Origin of the sequence: Paenibacillus sophorae, from assembly GCF_018966525.1 — a bacterium.
In the GTDB taxonomy this organism is placed as follows: domain Bacteria; phylum Bacillota; class Bacilli; order Paenibacillales; family Paenibacillaceae; genus Paenibacillus_AQ; species Paenibacillus_AQ sophorae.
In genome coordinates, this window is the sequence record NZ_CP076607.1 from 5,661,145 (window position 1) to 5,678,692 (window position 17,548).

At 44.7% G+C, this 17,548-nt stretch carries 13 protein-coding genes; 1 reads left to right on the top strand and 12 read right to left on the bottom strand.

Annotated features, from left to right (window positions below):
- A complete protein-coding gene (locus KP014_RS27490; RefSeq protein ID WP_090834481.1) occupies window positions 1-1,404 on the bottom strand; it encodes a spore germination protein in 1,404 nt (467 codons plus the stop codon).
- A 125-nt stretch (window positions 1,405-1,529) separates the two neighbouring features.
- Between KP014_RS27490 and KP014_RS27495 the strand changes: the two genes are divergently transcribed.
- Window positions 1,530-2,612, top strand: a complete 1,083-nt coding sequence (locus tag KP014_RS27495; RefSeq protein WP_036605106.1) for a GerAB/ArcD/ProY family transporter — start codon at window positions 1,530-1,532, stop codon at window positions 2,610-2,612.
- A 26-nt stretch (window positions 2,613-2,638) separates the two neighbouring features.
- On the opposite strand, the gene KP014_RS27500 is transcribed toward KP014_RS27495, so the two are convergent.
- The 11 genes from KP014_RS27500 to KP014_RS28965 all read right to left on the bottom strand — a co-directional run bounded on the left by KP014_RS27500 (window position 2,639) and on the right by KP014_RS28965 (window position 17,502).
- Complete coding sequence (locus KP014_RS27500) at window positions 2,639-3,202, bottom strand: hypothetical protein (protein ID WP_139210629.1); 564 nt, start codon at window positions 3,200-3,202, stop codon at window positions 2,639-2,641.
- A 118-nt stretch (window positions 3,203-3,320) separates the two neighbouring features.
- Complete coding sequence (locus tag KP014_RS27505) at window positions 3,321-3,668, bottom strand: hypothetical protein (RefSeq protein ID WP_036592541.1); 348 nt, start codon at window positions 3,666-3,668, stop codon at window positions 3,321-3,323.
- Window positions 3,669-3,735: 67 nt separating this feature from the next.
- A complete protein-coding gene (locus tag KP014_RS27510; protein ID WP_036592543.1) occupies window positions 3,736-4,233 on the bottom strand; it encodes an NUDIX hydrolase in 498 nt (165 codons plus the stop codon).
- A 797-nt stretch (window positions 4,234-5,030) separates the two neighbouring features.
- Entirely contained in the window at window positions 5,031-5,333 is a 303-nt protein-coding gene (locus tag KP014_RS27515; protein WP_090834483.1) for a hypothetical protein, read from the bottom strand.
- 171 nt (window positions 5,334-5,504) lie between these two features.
- Window positions 5,505-5,924: a hypothetical protein gene (locus KP014_RS27520; RefSeq protein WP_216700430.1), complete on the bottom strand. Its 420-nt coding sequence runs from the start codon at window positions 5,922-5,924 to the stop codon at window positions 5,505-5,507.
- 569 nt (window positions 5,925-6,493) lie between these two features.
- Window positions 6,494-7,279: a hypothetical protein gene (locus KP014_RS27525; protein WP_090834485.1), complete on the bottom strand. Its 786-nt coding sequence runs from the start codon at window positions 7,277-7,279 to the stop codon at window positions 6,494-6,496.
- A gap of 189 nt (window positions 7,280-7,468) precedes the next feature.
- Window positions 7,469-7,651, bottom strand: a complete 183-nt coding sequence (locus tag KP014_RS27530; protein WP_139210631.1) for a hypothetical protein — start codon at window positions 7,649-7,651, stop codon at window positions 7,469-7,471.
- A gap of 305 nt (window positions 7,652-7,956) precedes the next feature.
- Window positions 7,957-8,886, bottom strand: coding sequence for a hypothetical protein (locus KP014_RS27535; RefSeq protein ID WP_036604503.1), 930 nt, complete (start codon window positions 8,884-8,886; stop codon window positions 7,957-7,959).
- Window positions 8,887-8,965: 79 nt separating this feature from the next.
- Complete coding sequence (locus KP014_RS27540) at window positions 8,966-10,360, bottom strand: RHS repeat domain-containing protein (protein WP_090834486.1); 1,395 nt, start codon at window positions 10,358-10,360, stop codon at window positions 8,966-8,968.
- Window positions 10,361-10,435: 75 nt separating this feature from the next.
- Window positions 10,436-10,948, bottom strand: a complete 513-nt coding sequence (locus tag KP014_RS27545) for a hypothetical protein (protein ID WP_036599146.1) — start codon at window positions 10,946-10,948, stop codon at window positions 10,436-10,438.
- A gap of 20 nt (window positions 10,949-10,968) precedes the next feature.
- Entirely contained in the window at window positions 10,969-17,502 is a 6,534-nt protein-coding gene (locus KP014_RS28965; protein ID WP_246590600.1) for a polymorphic toxin-type HINT domain-containing protein, read from the bottom strand.
- Window positions 17,503-17,548 lie beyond the last annotated feature (46 nt).

Consider the following 17,548-nt stretch of genomic DNA (forward strand, 5'->3'; position numbering starts at 1 on the left):
TCATTTTCTACCCCTGTAAACAAAGGAATTGGATATCTTTCTCAGAGGCCCCCGTACAAATACATCCTTGTTCGCAGCACGAAATGACTTCTCGGTGCCAATCGGGAATAAATAGGGAAAATCACAGCTTCTAAGCGAAGCCAAATGAGCGACTAGCAAAATGAAACCCAGATAAAATCCATGCAGCCCGAAGAAAGCTGACATAATGATCGAGAATATCGACCACACAGACACCGCAGAGGTGAACCTCGGGTTAATAAAAGAGGTTATGGCATAAACTCCGGTAATCACAACGGTAGTTTGCGAAGTAAGCCCCGCGCCTACGGCGGCATCTCCCAGAATCAATGCGCCGACAATACTGAGCGACTGTCCAATCTGACTCGGAAGCCGCCGTCCGGCTTCTCTTGAGAGCTCGAAGAATAGAAACATCAAGATCACCTCAATTACAGTCGGAAAAGGGACCCCTGAGCGGGAAACCGCGAGCTTAAAGACAAAGGCCGAAGGGATGAGAGAAAAATGATGGGTGGTCAGCGCCACATAAAACCCGGGCAGCAGCAGCGAAATTATAACGGATGCCAATCTTACAAAACGCAGCAAAGTGGCAAAGAGCATATTGGAAGAATAGTCATCTTGAGCTTGAAGGTTCTCAAAAAAAAAGCACGGCGCGGTCAACGCAAACGGATTGCCATTTACCATCACCGATATTCTTCCCTCGAAAAGCTTGGCTACCACGGAATCCGGCTTATCGGAAAATCCGGTCGTGTCAAATAAAGTTCTTCCCGGACTTAAAGTCTCCGCTACATAATGAATGTCCAGCACAAACTCATTGTCCATCGTTTCCAGCTTTTTTCGTACCGTTTCCACAAGATCATCAGGTGCAGTTCCTTCAACATATAACAGGACCGCCTGCGTTTTCGATTGCTTGCCCAGAACATAGCCTTCCACTCTTAGCGTTTCTGTGGCCATTCTTTTTCTTATTAAGCTGATGTTGTTGACCAAAAGCTCGTTGAAGCTTTCATTCGAACCCACCAGGGAGGATTCGTATTGTGATTTCTCAATGGCTCTTGTTTCTATTTTTTGGGCGTCACAATATATGGCATAATCAATTGCTTCAAAGATCACTACCGGACTCCCTGATAAAATACACTCCAAAGCCTGCTTGGCATTCGATACTTCATCGAATTTAGAGGCAAGGATGGCCGTGGTGATCTCTTCTTTGGTTGAAGGATGCTGCTGCAATTGGGCTAAAGGGTCAATGATATATTGGCTGATATAAGTGGAATCGCAGATGGTTTCAAGATAAAACAGGATGATTCTGCTCTTATTAATATAAATTTCTCTAATTGCAAAATCGAAACAACCGCTTAACTTAGCTGTTATTTCAGCTTCTTTTACTGCCATCATCCTCCCCGCCCTTCTTTACCTTTCGGTGTAGTATGCCAAGATTCCGGAATAATATTCCTAATAGTTGACGATACTGCTGACGAGATGTATCTCTTTTCCGAAAGAAGGTGTTCTATGTGGGAAGCATGAATTCAAAACAATTATTTTTTATTATCACCAGTCTGGCCGTTGTAACTTTGAAGACATTTCCTACCGCTTTTATTAAGCTTGGCGGGAGAGACACCTGGATTGCGATGATTCTGGCGTCTCCGATTATCCTGCTGTATGTCTGGTTGCTTCTGAAGATTCATAAAAAAACGGGGAACTATAATCTGCTGGATATTTATTCAAAAACGTTGGGGAAATGGGTCGGGGCTTTTTTCGCTTGCTTGTTTCTGCTGACCATTCTATTAACTATATTTGAAAGCGCCGGGGCGGAGGCCATTGTCATTCATTCGGGCTTTCAGCTGCTTACTCCGGTATGGGTATTTATCGCCGTTACTGCCCTGTCTGCGGTTTATATTGTCAAAAAGGGGATTGCCTCCGTGACCATTACGACGATCATTGTTATCTTTTTCATCAGCATATCCGGCATCATACTGGGATTCCTTACGCATAAGTATAAAGAAATAAAGCATATCTACCCCATTCTGGAGCATGGAATGACCGCTGGCTTTTTTCTATCCACCATCAAAATTTTGGGCGCGCTCAGCTGCGTCATTATTTTTATTCCCTATCTTGACAGTGTCCGGGACAAAACCAAGCTCATTAAGCACAGCACCATCGCTCTTTTATTCATCATCCAGATGCTGATTTTCTCCATGCTGGGCGTTATCACCACTTTTGGCCCTGAGCGGGCGGAAGACCTTCTCTTTCCTAAACTGACCCAGACACAGATTGTCAGCGCTTTCGGTTTCTTAGAAGCCGGTGAGCTGTTTGTCATGCTGCAGGTTGTCGCGGGCTGGTATATCCGGTATGTTGTTTGCATGTTTGCGCTTATGGAGCTGATAAGGCTGTCGGGAATGAAGATACGATTCAAAGAGTATTACGTCTGCGCGCTAACGATCATTTTCTCTTATCTGTTTTCCAAGAATCTGTTCGATATGTTCCACATTCTTGACTATCTGCTGTATGTTCAGCTGATCAATTTCTTCGTCATCCCGCTGATCATCTACATTCTTTACTATTTCAAGGAGACGCGGGCCTCCGGGAGCCTAAATCCAGAATAAAAGCCACCGGCAAGAGCTCCACTGCTCTAGTTATCGCTTTTGCCGGATTTATAATATTTCTGCTTGTACTCGTCAAACGTAATATTCTCCGTCTTGCCTTCAGCGTACGATTCATGAACGAACTTCCAATAGGATACGAGATCCGCGTGTCTGCCCTGGTAGTCCGCCGGAATTTTGTATAAATATTCGAGTGACTTCTCATCGTCCCCGTCCTGCCCGTAAATATTGTACATGGCGAAGTTATAAATGGCGGTCAGGTCTTCGCTTGGATTGGGGACTTTCTCAAATTCCGCCGCAATGGAGCTGTAATCTTCACTTTCGAGCTCTTTATCCAATTTCGCCCAAAACTCCTCACTCTCTCCAGCCGCTGATGGAGCTGCCGTCGGGACCGCCGATACAACTGGTGCCTGCGCCGCCGACGGGACTGCCGTAGGAGACGCTGTTGCTGCTGCCGTCGGTGCTGCCGATACGACTGCCTTTGGAGCCGCCGTTCCGTTTGGACCCTGCTTCGATGCTGAAGTGGTACCGTTACCACATCCGGACGAAACAAGAAGGATAATGAGAATCGAAACGCATTTTAGTAGTTTCATACCAACGACCCCTAGCCTTTTCTAGTACTTTATCCTGATAGTAAAACAAAAACCAGCCATGCACTCTGCCTGCGCATTGACCGGTTGCTTGTCCTGAATCTTGTTTCATTAAAGCTTGTTAAAATGCCAGCTCTACCGAACCGTCCTCGTAAATATCGACCCGCTGGGCGCACAGCAGCATGCCCAAACCGTTCGCGAAGCCCTTCTCCTTAATATCTCTTTCTCTGCGTTCCCATCTCTCGCGGTCATGAATAATGTCGTACAGGTAGTAGAATTCTGTTTCGTTAGCCGCTTTCGTCTTCTCTACAAAGATGAAGTCGTCCCCAAAAAGCTCTTTGAACCAGCCCGCTGCCTCCTCATGCGTCGAAAACTTGGGAAGATCAGCCTGGAATTGTTTCGTTAGAAAATTCTGCTGCAGTCTGCCCTTCTTCTCATAATAGCTTTCAAGCGTCTGTTGATTAATCATCAAGATGCCTCCTCTATAACTTTGCTACTGTGGTTTCCATCAAAAACCATCAATTTTTATGAAAATTTTATCGTATTTCTGAAAATGATGATGTGACATTGCGCATGCATGTCGGCAGCTGCGGATGAAATACAGCCATCGGATACTCTATGCCGGCAATGAGGTTGTTTGTAATTTGTGCGATAACTCCGGCTTCACGTATTTCTTTCGGGTCCCAGTCCAATAATTCGGGTAAGCTTACCCATCGGCTGTCTACAATGATGTTCTCTTCCAGCTGAAGAGAGCCCCCGGCAATTTCCCCGGTAAAATGAAACAAAATATCCTGATCGCCCATGCTGCTGACAAAATTATAAATCCCCGTCGCCGCTGTAAGCCTGACCTCATATCCGGTTTCCTCTTTGACCTCGCGGCGCGCGGCCTCCGGAATATCTTCTCCCGGCTCGATCCGGCCGGATGGGAAATTCCACTTATCCCGGACGGATGGTTTATTCTCCTTAATCATCAGCACCTTGCCGTCCCGCAGGATCGATACGCTAACGACCAGAACGGTTTTTGGTGGTGTCATATTCGTTCCTTTCAAGGTCATCTTAAATCCAAAGTAATGAACTAAAAAAAGCGTATACTACAGTAGAAGAGAAAATTGAATAAGGCCTGCTTTCTCAAATACTTCACCTATGGATAGAACAAGTCCGCTAAAATATGCGATAAATGCCCAGATGCACGCTAAAGCGAAACTAACCACGGCTGCCAGGATAATTTGTACAATCTGATTTTTAGTCATTCTCCTCCTAACTCAACCTTCTAAGCAGGATAAAACACATTTTTGTGTGTTGGCTGTATGTATAGTAGCAAAAATATTGAGGACTGCATCTGATTCCTTCAGTCAAATAGGTTTGTAAAAACCTTGAGGGAATTAACTCGAAATATTTAACCAAAATAAAACACTACAAAGGTAAATCTAATTGTATCTCCTCTTCACTTCCAGGTTGAATAGTACTCGAAAAGAATGATTAAACCATTGATAACACGTGATAAGACAGCAACTATTTTACGATCTCTATTCTCGATCTCTATAGCCCATTTTTGATCTGGACTCATCTCCATTTTGATTATTTTGTTTCTTTTTATATTTGAGGAGTTCGATTACTGCACCCTTTTCATCATTATATTTAACAATACTTCGTCTAACTCTACTAGTTTTCCATTCTTCATAATATGATTATCTTTGATTTCTATTGTTTCTAATCCTCTCTCAGCGAAAATTTGAAATCCCCCGTTTAGTAAATATCCTCTGGGTTCAAAAATTTTTTTAATTAAATAGGCTATCCAATCTAAAATATAATCCGAGTCATCAGGCCCCTCTCATATTAAACTGCAACCATTATTAGCAGGTATCCAAAACAACCATAGGTCAGGCTGGCAACCCGGAGGGGTATTGTAATTTAGTATAGAATCATCTATTGTTTGACCCTTATTACTGAAATCATTGGGATCAAAATAAAACTCTCCTTCTACACCATAATTAGCCTCGTCATCCCCCTGTAAGTGCAGCATATCAGCGTCTCTCTTCATTCTACGTGTACGTACTAAACCAGTAATAAGAGCATAAGTCTCATTGTCTAAACATTTATTGAGAGCCAGCTCTTTCTTATACTCATCCTTCAACAAAATCGAACTCCTTACTAGATATTACGACTCATACACTTGATAAACATCTCCCATTTTAATGACCAAATATAGCAGACTATTCTAAGTACTTAATCCATATCTGATATAAATCTACTAGCTGATGCTCATTTGCCTCCCCTTTCGATACTTTAAGGGTCTGCCCATCTACTATTGATATAACGTACGATAAAATAATGATCTAGGTTTTGTAACAAATCCCCATTTAATTTGATGATGATTTCTAAGGAAATACTCACCAAAGTATGTTGCGATATCTAATGATATGGCAGAGGTTTCAGTCGTTAAACCGTTCCTATTCATTTTATTTAGGAGTACCTTTCTAAGGCCATCTGGTACATTTTTCGAAATTTCTTCTTCTTGCAATGGACTTAAATCGACAAGCTGAATTAGAGGGATAAAATATTCCCACAATTCTACTAAGGACTTAGGAGAAAAATCCAAGTCTACGTTAGAATATTTATTTAGAATATTCATTCTCTCCGGAACTTGACTTATGAACCAGTCAAAATGATTTTGAGCTTCCTTTCTTTTCATTTCCTCAAAATTAACATTAAAGGGCGGCATCATAAGTGGATAATTCAATCGAATCATTCTTTCTTGGAGTTATGGTTGATATAGTTGGCCAGGCTAAATACCTCCCAGACAAAAAAACATGCGAGTAGTTCTTACACCCGAATGTGGTTAGCTCAATACTTTTATAAATATTCTTTCCAGATATTAAACAGATCAAAAAGTTGATTTTCATTTGGACCTTGTTCTACTGCTCTTAGGGAGGAATTATTGACAACTATTATAGTTTTAGGAACCATTTCAATACGTGGAATAAACCAAGTCCATAGTTTAACTAATGATTCCAGGGATCTGTGAAATGAACCAATCAAACTAATGGTTAGCTTCTCTTTTTGTCATAATCTCAAAAGGTATGATTTCGAAAGGTGCTATTAGTTTTGGATACACAACGACTTCACCTCATTTATTTATACTGTAGGATCTTTAACTGGCATCATTTTGGGATTGACGGTCATAGGCAGATTGTGCTTCGAGTTCGTCGTCGAATAGGTATATACTCACTCGGTGCTACGGAGCTCCGCAGCGTAAACAACCATTGTTATCGGATGTCAATACCTTTCTTGAAACTACTTATTAAAATCATACTTCACGTACTTATTTTTTAACTCTGCATCGTCAATATCATTAAGCCAATCAGAATGAATCCATAAAGGAACCTGAATCAATTCTTGAAGCTTCTCAATTGCTTCTTCGCTTTCATCTATCTCAAGAATCTCATTAATTTCTTCGGTATACTCAGGTCCAAGCAGGTTTGATAAGACGCTGATATCAGCTTGTTTCTTTGCTAGACCATATACCTCGCGAGTTTCATTCGAACACCAGAGATGTACTGTTGTATTACTCCCTTTCGAGAAAACTCTCAACTCCAATAAATCGTCATCAAAATACGAAATAGTTATAACAGGCACATTTATATGACATGATAACTTCTGACCAAAGGCTTCTACTTCACCCCACTCAAAACAATCATTAAGGATACTCACCCATCCTGGTTTGTATTGAGCTAGATAGTAAATGTTTCTTAACCGATTTGCTTGTTCCATAAGAAATTCAAAGCCAGTGTTTTTGTTTGCATCGTAGGCCGGCAGGTAGGTCATGCTGAGACACTCGCCCCCGGCTCCGTACACATAGGACTCTTTCCATTTACTGCTGTCTGCTTCCGTGACCTGAAGCGGCTCAGGCAGCGCCAGACTTACGTCATTGGTGAAGTTCAGTTCCCAATGCTCTTTCTTGTACTGCTTCTCCCATCCGTCCTGTGGTCCACCCGGATGCAGGTCCGGATATTCTTCATCCGTCTGACCACACTTCTTGGCAAGTCCTGGTGGAATGAAGCCTGCGGTACGACTTTGCAATTCTTCGCCATTCAGGGAGTGCTTGCTATTCTAAGATCGAAGGACATCCGGTATATCCAGATGACAAAGAAATTGCTGGTGGAGGCATTCAATACGTTTCCTCGACAATGAAAAACAGGCCAGTAACGGCCTATTTTTCATTGCTTTATAACGAGGAAAAATCCTTACAGTGGTTGTGGATTTGTATTGTTAGCATAGTGGGCAATATGGACACGTTTTACATGCAGAGTCCGCATCTTTTACTGTAATACCAAGTTTTTCTAAAGTATTGGTTTTGAATATTTTTTCTCTTTCATAGTTAATGTCCATGCATAGACCTAACTCTATAACTTTTTCGATTAGTTTGCAGTAGTAATCACCTTTATTTTCCACCGCTTATTCTCCCCAATATATATAGGATTGTAACAAGTCCTCTGTAACTATCCTTTGCTCCATTCGTTGAAGTACATGTTTTGAATAACTTGTTATTACTTACTTAGGATTATTAATGACTGTCTCAAGTACTTATTCAAATTCTGCGGATCATCAATCTGCCCCTTATGCGTATCCTAGTTTATAAAGCTACTCCATGGAGCAAAAATGAACGGTGACTGTTTCCAATCTCCGTCCATCAGATTATATCATTCAACCTTATTGTGTATCGAAAATAAGCCATATCGGATAACTGACCTATCTTGCTACTCAAGCCTAAAAGATCTACTTGTAATCTCCACATCAGGATTTAGTTCCTTCAATTGCATTCCATAGTCTTTTTTCATCTGTGAGATATGCAGTGATTCTATTTTAGGGAAGTATTCCTTTAGATGAATTAGATCAACCTGCACTTGGCATAATATAAAATCAATGTGTTTAACATTCTTTAGCCCTCCAATCTCAGTTAGATTCATTTCCTTGGTACAGCTATTTACAATTAACACTTCAATTCCCTCGAAAGTTTTTAGCGTACTTAAATCCAGCTTTTTGCTGCCATCCAAAACCAGCCGTTTGATGTTGCTGTTATCTCCTGTGAAACGTTCCAGGCTGCGACAACCCAGTACACTGATATCATCTAAGCCTGAGATCGCAGCTATATTTCCCAATTCTTTGAATTTGCATCTCTTAAATGATAGATTTTCAAAATGGACATCTTTCCATGCATTGAAATCAGGCTCCATCGAGTGATAAATGTCTATGGTTTTAAGATACTTGAGCCCTACAATAGCAGTTAAATCCTCTTTTCGTTCTACATAAAGATCAATGCCTGTTACTTTTGTATTCGAAAGTTGAGAGAGATCTCTACGACGGTTATGGTGGGTTTGAATTTTAATATATTCACCTTCAGTAAAACATTCAATCCCATCTAATGATTGAATATGTTGTCCATGTACATACAAAACCTTCAGATTAATAAATGCGCTTACTATTCTAAGATTTTCTAAAGAAGAATTATAGTCGATTATCAGTTTTTCCACTTTTTCTATGCCTTTTATCCGTTTCAAATGGGTAATTAAAGCCTCAACATCTACTTGAATTTCCGACGGATTGCTTATTCTCAAACTGTCATATTGCGGTTCTATGGTTGTAAGTTGTGTAAATTTAGACTCATCTACGATTAGCTCTTCTGACAATATATTCATCCTTTCTGATTCGATTTATTGGGTGGCTCTAATGAAAGTCAGTTTCATTAGAGCCGCTAATTTCACACCTTTATATAACTATATCTGAACTTGGCAGTACGGGGTTTAATAGTCCTGGAACAAAATTGCCCCATGCATCTAAATATCCCCAAAGCGCCTCTCCTTCAGCCTTCCAGAACTTATATTCTTCCTTATCAATGTTTATTCTATTTCCTTTAGACGGTCCTGTCTGATAGGTTTTATGATATTTAGTTTTGGAGAACCAGCCTTCTTTCGAGTATCCAATAGTAAATACTCCTCCTTCATCCTGCATATAATAAGGAGCATATTCAAATTGTGATCTTCTCAAATCCATAGCCGTTTTATAAATATCGAATACTCCAATAGCAGAGTTTATTCGATTACCTCCTTTTAAAGCCAATTTTGCGGAGTTCATAGCGAAACTGACTGAATGGCGAGATTTCCAAATAGGCAAATTTTTTGCTGTAGCGGCTTCATCTACATTCTTTAATTTTATCCCTTCCGATTTATACTTATTAATTACTTCTTGCTCGGCGGCCCTTAATGCTTCATTTCTAGCACCAAAATAGGTGCCTTTGTGCGATCCTTTGATATCAAGATCAGCGGTTACTTCAATTGCTTTTACTGTGGAATCAGGATGTCGAACGATTTCTTTCCATTTATGATTTCCCATCCGTTTCTTAATATCCTGTGCTGTAGATCCTACATATGTTTCAATCTTACCGTCATATGGTCCTTCAATGATATAAACATAGCCGATTAGTGCCGCAGCAAATCCTGTAGGATCAACATAAATGAGCGGATTATTCTCCACATACGTATAAAGATTCTGGCTCTGTGGATTCCAAGCATCCCCTCTAAACGTATCCTCACTTATAAACCTGCCAATCTCAGGCTCGTAGTAACGCGCTCTAGCATACGTATTGCTGCTGGTAAAATCATAACCCAGTCCGGTATAACCGAACAAGTTATCCGGTCCCGGCCAGTTCAGATCGAACTTCTTCGCGTCCTGCGGCACGCCGAATTCGTCGTAATGGTAGCGGGAGGATACGCGCCCGTCCTTCTCCACAAGGCCCAAGGTGCTGCCAAGCGCATCCTGCATGTACCATAGCGTCTTCGGCTGCACACCCGGTTCAGCTCCGCCGGCTCCAGGCGTCGGTTCCCAGCCGTTGTTATCATCGTAAGCCGGCAGGTAGGTCATGCTGAGGCGTTCGCCCCCGGCTCCGTATACATAGGACTCTTTCCATTTACTGCTGTCTGCTTCCGTGACCTGGAGCGGCTCAGGCAGCGCCAAACTCACGCCATTGGTAAAGTTCAGTTCCCAGTGCTCTTTCTTGTACTGCTTCTCCCATCCGTTCCGCGGCCTGATATCAACAGGTTGAATGAAACCATGCGTACTTCCAAATAGGAAAAATTCATACAAGGCTGACGAGAGCTGGTTCATTTAGCCACCCTATCCATTCGGCATTGGGACATAAAAGACGAACCTTGAGGATTAAGCCCTCAAGGTCCTAATAAGTCATTCATGAACTATCTCTATAAAGGTTTCATTTGGCACAGAATCATTTGTAAGATTTTCAACCCAAAACTTTTTCTGCTCCAAACCACCTATGTTGATTCCAAAATAGAACGAAGGATCAAGGAATAATTCCTGTCCATTAACGAGTCTTATCTGTAAACCATCGCATATCAGTTGACTTTCCTGCTCCTCTAAATTGTAAAAATTAATATTTTTCACACCATTAGTCGCAGACATTGAATCTGTTAAGATAATATGACGTACTGACGATTTACCCGGCAACATATCTTCATCAAATTCAAACTGATACCGAACTGAATCAACTATCTTCAAGGATAGTTTTGAATACTGATTAATCGATTCGAACTCAATCAGCTTTTCTCCTAATTCAAAGTATAAAAAACGCATGTCTGGACAAAAATCTGCAATACCATCTTCAATATCGATAGAACCAGCTAAATAGACATCTGAAAGGGGATTATTTTTTAATAATTGCTTAATACTTTCGAGCATATAAACTTCACCCTCGATTCTTAGGGAATAAACTGGATACTTAAATCCATACCTTTTCCTGTCTCTAATAAGGTTACAAATTCTCCATTTGGATTTATTACTACGGTCATTCCATTACCTCTATAGATATTAAGTACTTCTCCACCTTTCTTTAAAGTACCCCGACCAACAAGTTTAACTGTCCCATCATCAATTATTTTACCGATATCCTCCAAAAACCTTGCACTATCAGTTTTATATTTAGGATACTTAGTTCCAAGTGCATTTTCCAATATCTGTTTATGCCTTATGAAATGGTCTTTAAAATTTTTCCCTGCAGTTATAACACTACATGATCCAGTATTATGCACCCAAATTCCAAGATCGCTAACGAAATACGTATGGAAGTCATCTACCGTCATGTTGTAAACCGTGACATGCTTTCGTTCCAGTTCGATGCTGTCTACCTTGAGTGTATGCTCGTCACTCTGAACTAGTAAGTCACCTGGTTTAAGGTCTTTGACGAACGTCCACCCTTTGTCTTTCACATAGAACGGATGATTAAAGGTCGCTTCAATTGTTTGACCACCTACATGGATCTTGTAAATCTCATCCGTTTCGTGATTAAACGTAGCCGTAACCTCTTTATAAGCTACCTCACCAGTTGTTTCGTCCTTTGAGAGAACCATATCTCCGACCTTGATGTCTTCGATATTTTTCTCCCCTTTGTCCGTTTTTACCTTTGTCCCCGCAACGAAACAATTACATCCTAGTTTTGCTGCCTTCCAATATTTTATATTCTTAGAAGTTTTCTCAACGGCTCTTTCAATTGTAACGCCTTCTTTCGTTGCCAGCTTTATTACTAGCTTTCCACCTTTTATCGCTTTACCAACGGGCACAAAAGAAGCACCTGCAAGAACTTTGTCAAATGTTGACGCATCGGGATCAAGAATTGTGTTAATGTCGTCAATTACCAAAAACTTAGCAATTTTATAGCCACCAACCAACACATATTCAGCCATTTCCTTCGTTTCGTCTGTTCGATCTTTGTATAACCAATCCGTTGCCCAACTAAAGTCTGGCATCCCAGGCAGCCCAGGCGTATGTCCACTCGGATCAACATATCTTAGAGGATTATTGCTCACATACGTATACAAATTCAAACTCTTCGGATTCCAAATATCTCCTCTATACGTATCCTCACTTACAAACCTGCCAATCTCAGGCTCGTAGTAGCGTGCTCTAGCATACGTATTACTGCTGGCGAAATCATAACCCAGTCCCGTGTAACCGAACAAGTTATCCGGCCCCGGCCAGTTGAGATCGAACTTCTTCGCGTCCTGCGGTACGCCGAATTCATCGTAATGGTAGCGGGAGGATACGCGCCCGTCCTTCTCCACAAGGCCCAAGGTGCTGCCAAGCGCATCCTGCATGTACCATAGCGTCTTCGGCTGCACACCCGGTTCAGCTCCGCCGGCTCCAGGCGTCGGTTCCCAGCCGTTGTTATCATCGTAGGCAGGCAGGTAGGTCATGCTAAGGCGCTCGCCTCCGGCTCCGTAGACATACGACTCTTTCCATTTACTGCTGTCAGCTTCCGTGACCTGGAGAGGCTCAGGCAGCGCCAGACTGACGTCATTGGTGAAGTTCAGTTCCCAGTGCTCTTTCTTGTACTGCTTCTCCCATCCGTCCCGCGGTCCGCCCGGATGCAGATCCGGATATTCCTCATCCGTCTGACCGCACTTCTTAGCAAGCCCTGGTGGAATGAAGCCCGGCGGTACGACTTTGCAATTATCCCACCCATTGCCGTTACCGTTACCATTACCATTTCCATTACCGTTACCGTTGCCATTGTTACCATTGCCGTTACCGTTTCCGTTGTTACCATTACCGTTGCCATTGCCGTTACCATTATTACCTTTCCCGTTTCCGTTGCCGTTACCATTACCTTTACCGTTTCCGTTTCCGTTGCCGTTCCCTGTTCCGCCATGGGCGTAGTCGATGGTCATCTTCATCCGGTTGCCATCGCCGTCGTAGGCGTAGCGGGTAATGTCGCCTTTGGCATTGGTCTGCTGGATCAGCCGGTTGGCTCCGTTCCATACATATTGCTCGATGGCTTCCGGTTCCGACCAAGACTCAGCGTCCTTAGCGGCAAGAAGCGGGTCAGTATCTGTCTCCTTAGCAGCCGTGTCGGACGGCGCTTCATAAACATCATCGGTTACCGAAGGATGTTCATCATCACCTTCTACCTCCGACAGCTGCAGACTCTTTTGCAGGACCTCCAGCAAGTTGCCGCGAGGGTCATACTGGTAGTTATTAATCTCGTCATCGGTCGCCAGCTCCGTCAGACGATCCGCCTGATCATAGGTGTAGGATTCCGTCTGCGCCAATTCGCCCCACTGGCTTGTCTTCTGCATCCGGTTCCCCACAGCATCATACTCATAATGAGTGATTGCAGGCAGATCGGCGGATTGCGGATTCTTCGTCTGCACCTCTACCAGTTGGTTCAGCGCATCATACGCATAATCCGTTACGATTCGTTCCTCACTGTCAGTTTCATCAGAATCTTCTTCATCGTTGCCATCTGATTTCCGATCACTCCGTATCCGGTTGCCGACAGGATCATACGAATACGTCAACTGCTCCATGACCTTCTGGAACTGATTGCTGTGTGTCAGTTGAAGCAGCTGTCCAGCGTCGTCATAGGTGTATGTGCTCTCTCCCAGAGTCGGAAGCTTCTTGGAAACAAGCAATCCCCGGGCATCGTAGTCATAGGTCGTCGTCCGGCCCTCAGCATCGGTTACGCCGGTCATTCTATCCAGCAGATCATACTGGTAGGAGACGGAAGTGCCGTCCGGATATTCGATCCGGCTCCGCTGACCGGTTGCCGTCCAGTCATACTTAATCGTTCTCTGGTTAGAATCTGTAACCTGAGTCAGACGGTTCAGGGCATCGTAAGCATACGTTGTTGTTCCCAGTTCGTCCGTCATCCGTGTTCTGCGGCCGGCAGCGTCATACTCGTAACCGACTTGTTTTCCATCAGGGTATGCAATACCCGTCAATCTGCTCAATCTGTCATAAGCATAACTGGTCAGCTTACCATCCGGCGATGTAATACCGGTCATGTTGCCCATACTGTCGTAGGCAAGTTCCGTTATACGTCCCAGCGGACCCGCCTCACGAATCAGTTCACTGCGGCGATTATAACCATATGTTGTAGCCCGGCCCAAAGCATCCGTTTTAGATGTAATATTGCCTAGCGCGTCATATTTGTAGGCTGTGGTATGACCAAGCGCATTCGTTACCTCCAGCAGGCGGCCCAGCGCATCGTAGCCATATCGGGTCGACTGCCCTTTGGCATCCTTCAGTCCTGTCAGTTGACCACGGGCATCATAGGTAAGCTCCGTCACATGTCCCAGCGGGTCAACAAGGCTCGTTACCCTGCCAAGCGCGTCATACTCATAAGACGTTACCTTTCCAGCCTCATCAGTAAGTCCGGTTACTTGACCCAATGCGTCACGATTCATTGTGGACGTTTGGCCAAGAGGATCGGTAACCTTCACCAGCATGCCCCTGGCATCGTAATCCAGTTTCCACTCCGCACCATTCGGCTTCACGGTTCGCACCAACTGGCCGGCTTCGTCATATCCATAGGACGTGACTTGGTCCAGCGCGTCCTTCTCCTCTGTCAGCCGTCCTAATGCGTCGTAAACATACTGTACGGCGTGACCGAGCGGGTCAATCTCCTGCGTCAGTTGGCCTGCCGCATCGTAGCTGAAGGTGGTTACTCCGCCAGCCGCATCGGTCATCTTCACAGGCAGATTTCGTTTGTCATATTCAATCCGGATCGTGCTGTCATTAGGCTGATTGACGACAATTACGTTCCCGGTGCCATCGTACTCATATGTGCTGACATTCCCCTCCGGATCAGTCATGGACGCGATCCGGTTGCTTGAATCATACTCATAAACCGTCTTCGAGCCTGCCGCATCCGTCTGTTCGGTCATATTTCCGACCTTATCATACGAATAATGGGTAGTGTTACCCAAGGCATCGGTCTCAGACGACAGTCTGGCATAGCTATCGTAGACGTATGCGGTTCGGGAACCGGCAGCATCGGTATAGCCGATAAGATTGCTGTCCTTATCGTACTCATATCGCTCCGTATGCCCCAGCGCATCAATGCGCGCCGTAACCCGGTCCCTCGGATCGTATTGGAGCTTCGTCCGGTGCCCGAGCGCATCTACGATCTCGTTAACTCTGTGAAGCGGGTCACGAACCAACTCCTGCCGGTTGCCAAGCGGGTCCGTAATCAGGCTGGCGAATCCTTGCGGATCGTTCTGAATCGATGTCGTCTCTCCCTTGGCGTTAATAATCGATTCCGGAACTCCCTTATCATTTACTATGATCTTGGAAACACCGCCGAGTGCATCGGTGATGGCGGTGAGATTTCCCTTTCCATCATAGGTCATTACCGTCTTACGTCCGAGCGGGTCGACAATCTCCTCTGGAAGATTGAAGGCATTATAGCGGATTTCCGTCTGATAGCCTTCCGGGTCTTGTGCGCGAATGAGATTGCCGTTTCCATCATACTGGTAATCATATTCTGAACCGTTGCGGTCGGTCATCCGAGTCATGTTATCATTCTTGTCGTATTGGAACCGCTCGGTCGTGCCATCGTCATAGGTTACTGCTGTTTTACGGTACCGCTCGTCATACTCGTGTACGGTCTTCCGGCCAAGCGCATCCGTCGTTACCGTCTTGTTGGAATCAGGAATATATTGAATGTCTCCCCAGACACCGGCGAAATCCCGCTGCCGCACAACCCGGTCCTGATCGTCGTACTCGTTAAGCAGCTCCGACGTTTCATTCGGGTTCTTGATGCCTGTCATGCGATGCTTCTCATCGTAGGTATAGGCAATTTTGGCGCCGTCCGGTAAAATCATCGCCGTCAGATCATGATTTATAGCGTCGTATTCATAGTCTGCGTGTCGGCCCGTGTGATCGGTTACCCGGACGATTTTGCCGCCTGATCCGTAAGTGAGCGTAAGCTTCGCGCCCTCTGTGGCGATCTCGGTGAGCAGGCTGCCATGATAAGACAGTTGAATTCGGTTCCCGTTACTATCATCGATACGGTACAGTTTCCCGTCTTTGCGATAGGTATAGGTAAGCCTATCCGGCGTTTGCTGCGTATAAGTACCGTCACTATTACGGACTAGGGTATCGTATAAGCCGTCCGGTCCTTCGTAATGGCCGTCACCGAGCGGGTCGAAGCGATGGCTTGCACCTTCCGGGGATACGACATACAGCACGCCGTTCTCCCGGAATTCCAGCTTACGCTCATAGGAATGATGCCAGCCCACTCCAAAATCACCGTCATACCTATCCCTGCTGTGGTAGGTAAGCTCCAAGTCAAGCGGCATGACCGCTTGAGCGCTGATGTTCGTCTGTCTGAAAACAAAGTCGCCTGTTGCCAGGTTAACCGGGTCAAACGCATCAGAGATCGGATATCCGTTTCGGTTTGCAAATTCATCTTTTATTCGCTCATCATCTTTACGCCCGATCTCACCCGCCTGCTGCGGCTTCATGATCAACAGATTAACGCCCTCATCAATTGGGCCGTAGCAGACCTGATCGTTGCAGTCCTCAACCGGGAAGCCGTTGAAGCTGGCAATCCCGCCGATTTTTCCCACGATGTCGTTCTTCTCGATTACATTATAATAATAGCTGGCTACAACGGCCCAGTTGATACCCCAGGAAGGAGCAGGATAACGAAGCACACGAAGCATCTCCGACCCAGCCGACCGTTTGTTGTCAAAATCCCTTACCGCAAAGGCCTGAATCTCCGCAATTTCGTACGCGGGAAGCTTGACCTCTATTTCCCACTCCCCGATATATTTTGAGGCCGGGTTGTCTGTCCGTTCCGGGAACACACCCTCACCAAAGTAAGTCTTGTCAGCAGATATGTCCATCGCCCAGGGAGACGTTCGGGGCTTAACCGTAATTCCCGAAACCAAGGTCTCCACCAGGCCGTCATCAACGGTCGTATTATTGCCTACCCGCCGAATCCGCTTCATCTTAAGCTCAACTTTGGTGCCGATCTCCGCAATGCCGCGGATGATGTGCTTCTCGCTTGCCGGGTTTGAAACAACCTGCAGGCCTTTGGGCGCCGGCGGATTCGGATTGACAACCTCAACCTGTCCCGAATTGCCGTTATTGGGAAACAGGGTAGGCGTTACTCGAATCGTATAGCTGCCTTCCGGTGCGGGCTTACCGCTTATCTGGCCGTTCCATACAAAGGTGTTATCCGTTTCGGTCGGATAGCTGCTAGAATTTAGTGTAGCTACCGTAGAACCGCTTTTCTCAAGTTTGATGACCGTATCATGGGATGCCTGCGTTGGATCCGTCGGGTCAGGATTATCAAAACGGAACTTTACCGCTGCCTGTCCGCCATAGATTGAACTTATGGTATGCTGGTCAATCTGCAGCGAGGTGTCCGCGTAGGCTTTCGGCAATTCCTGATAGGGCAGCAGAGGCAATCCAGTCAGTACTATAATAACGGACAGAACATATCTCATAGCCGGTCCAAGACGCTTGCACCGCCTCCATAATACGCTTCTTAGA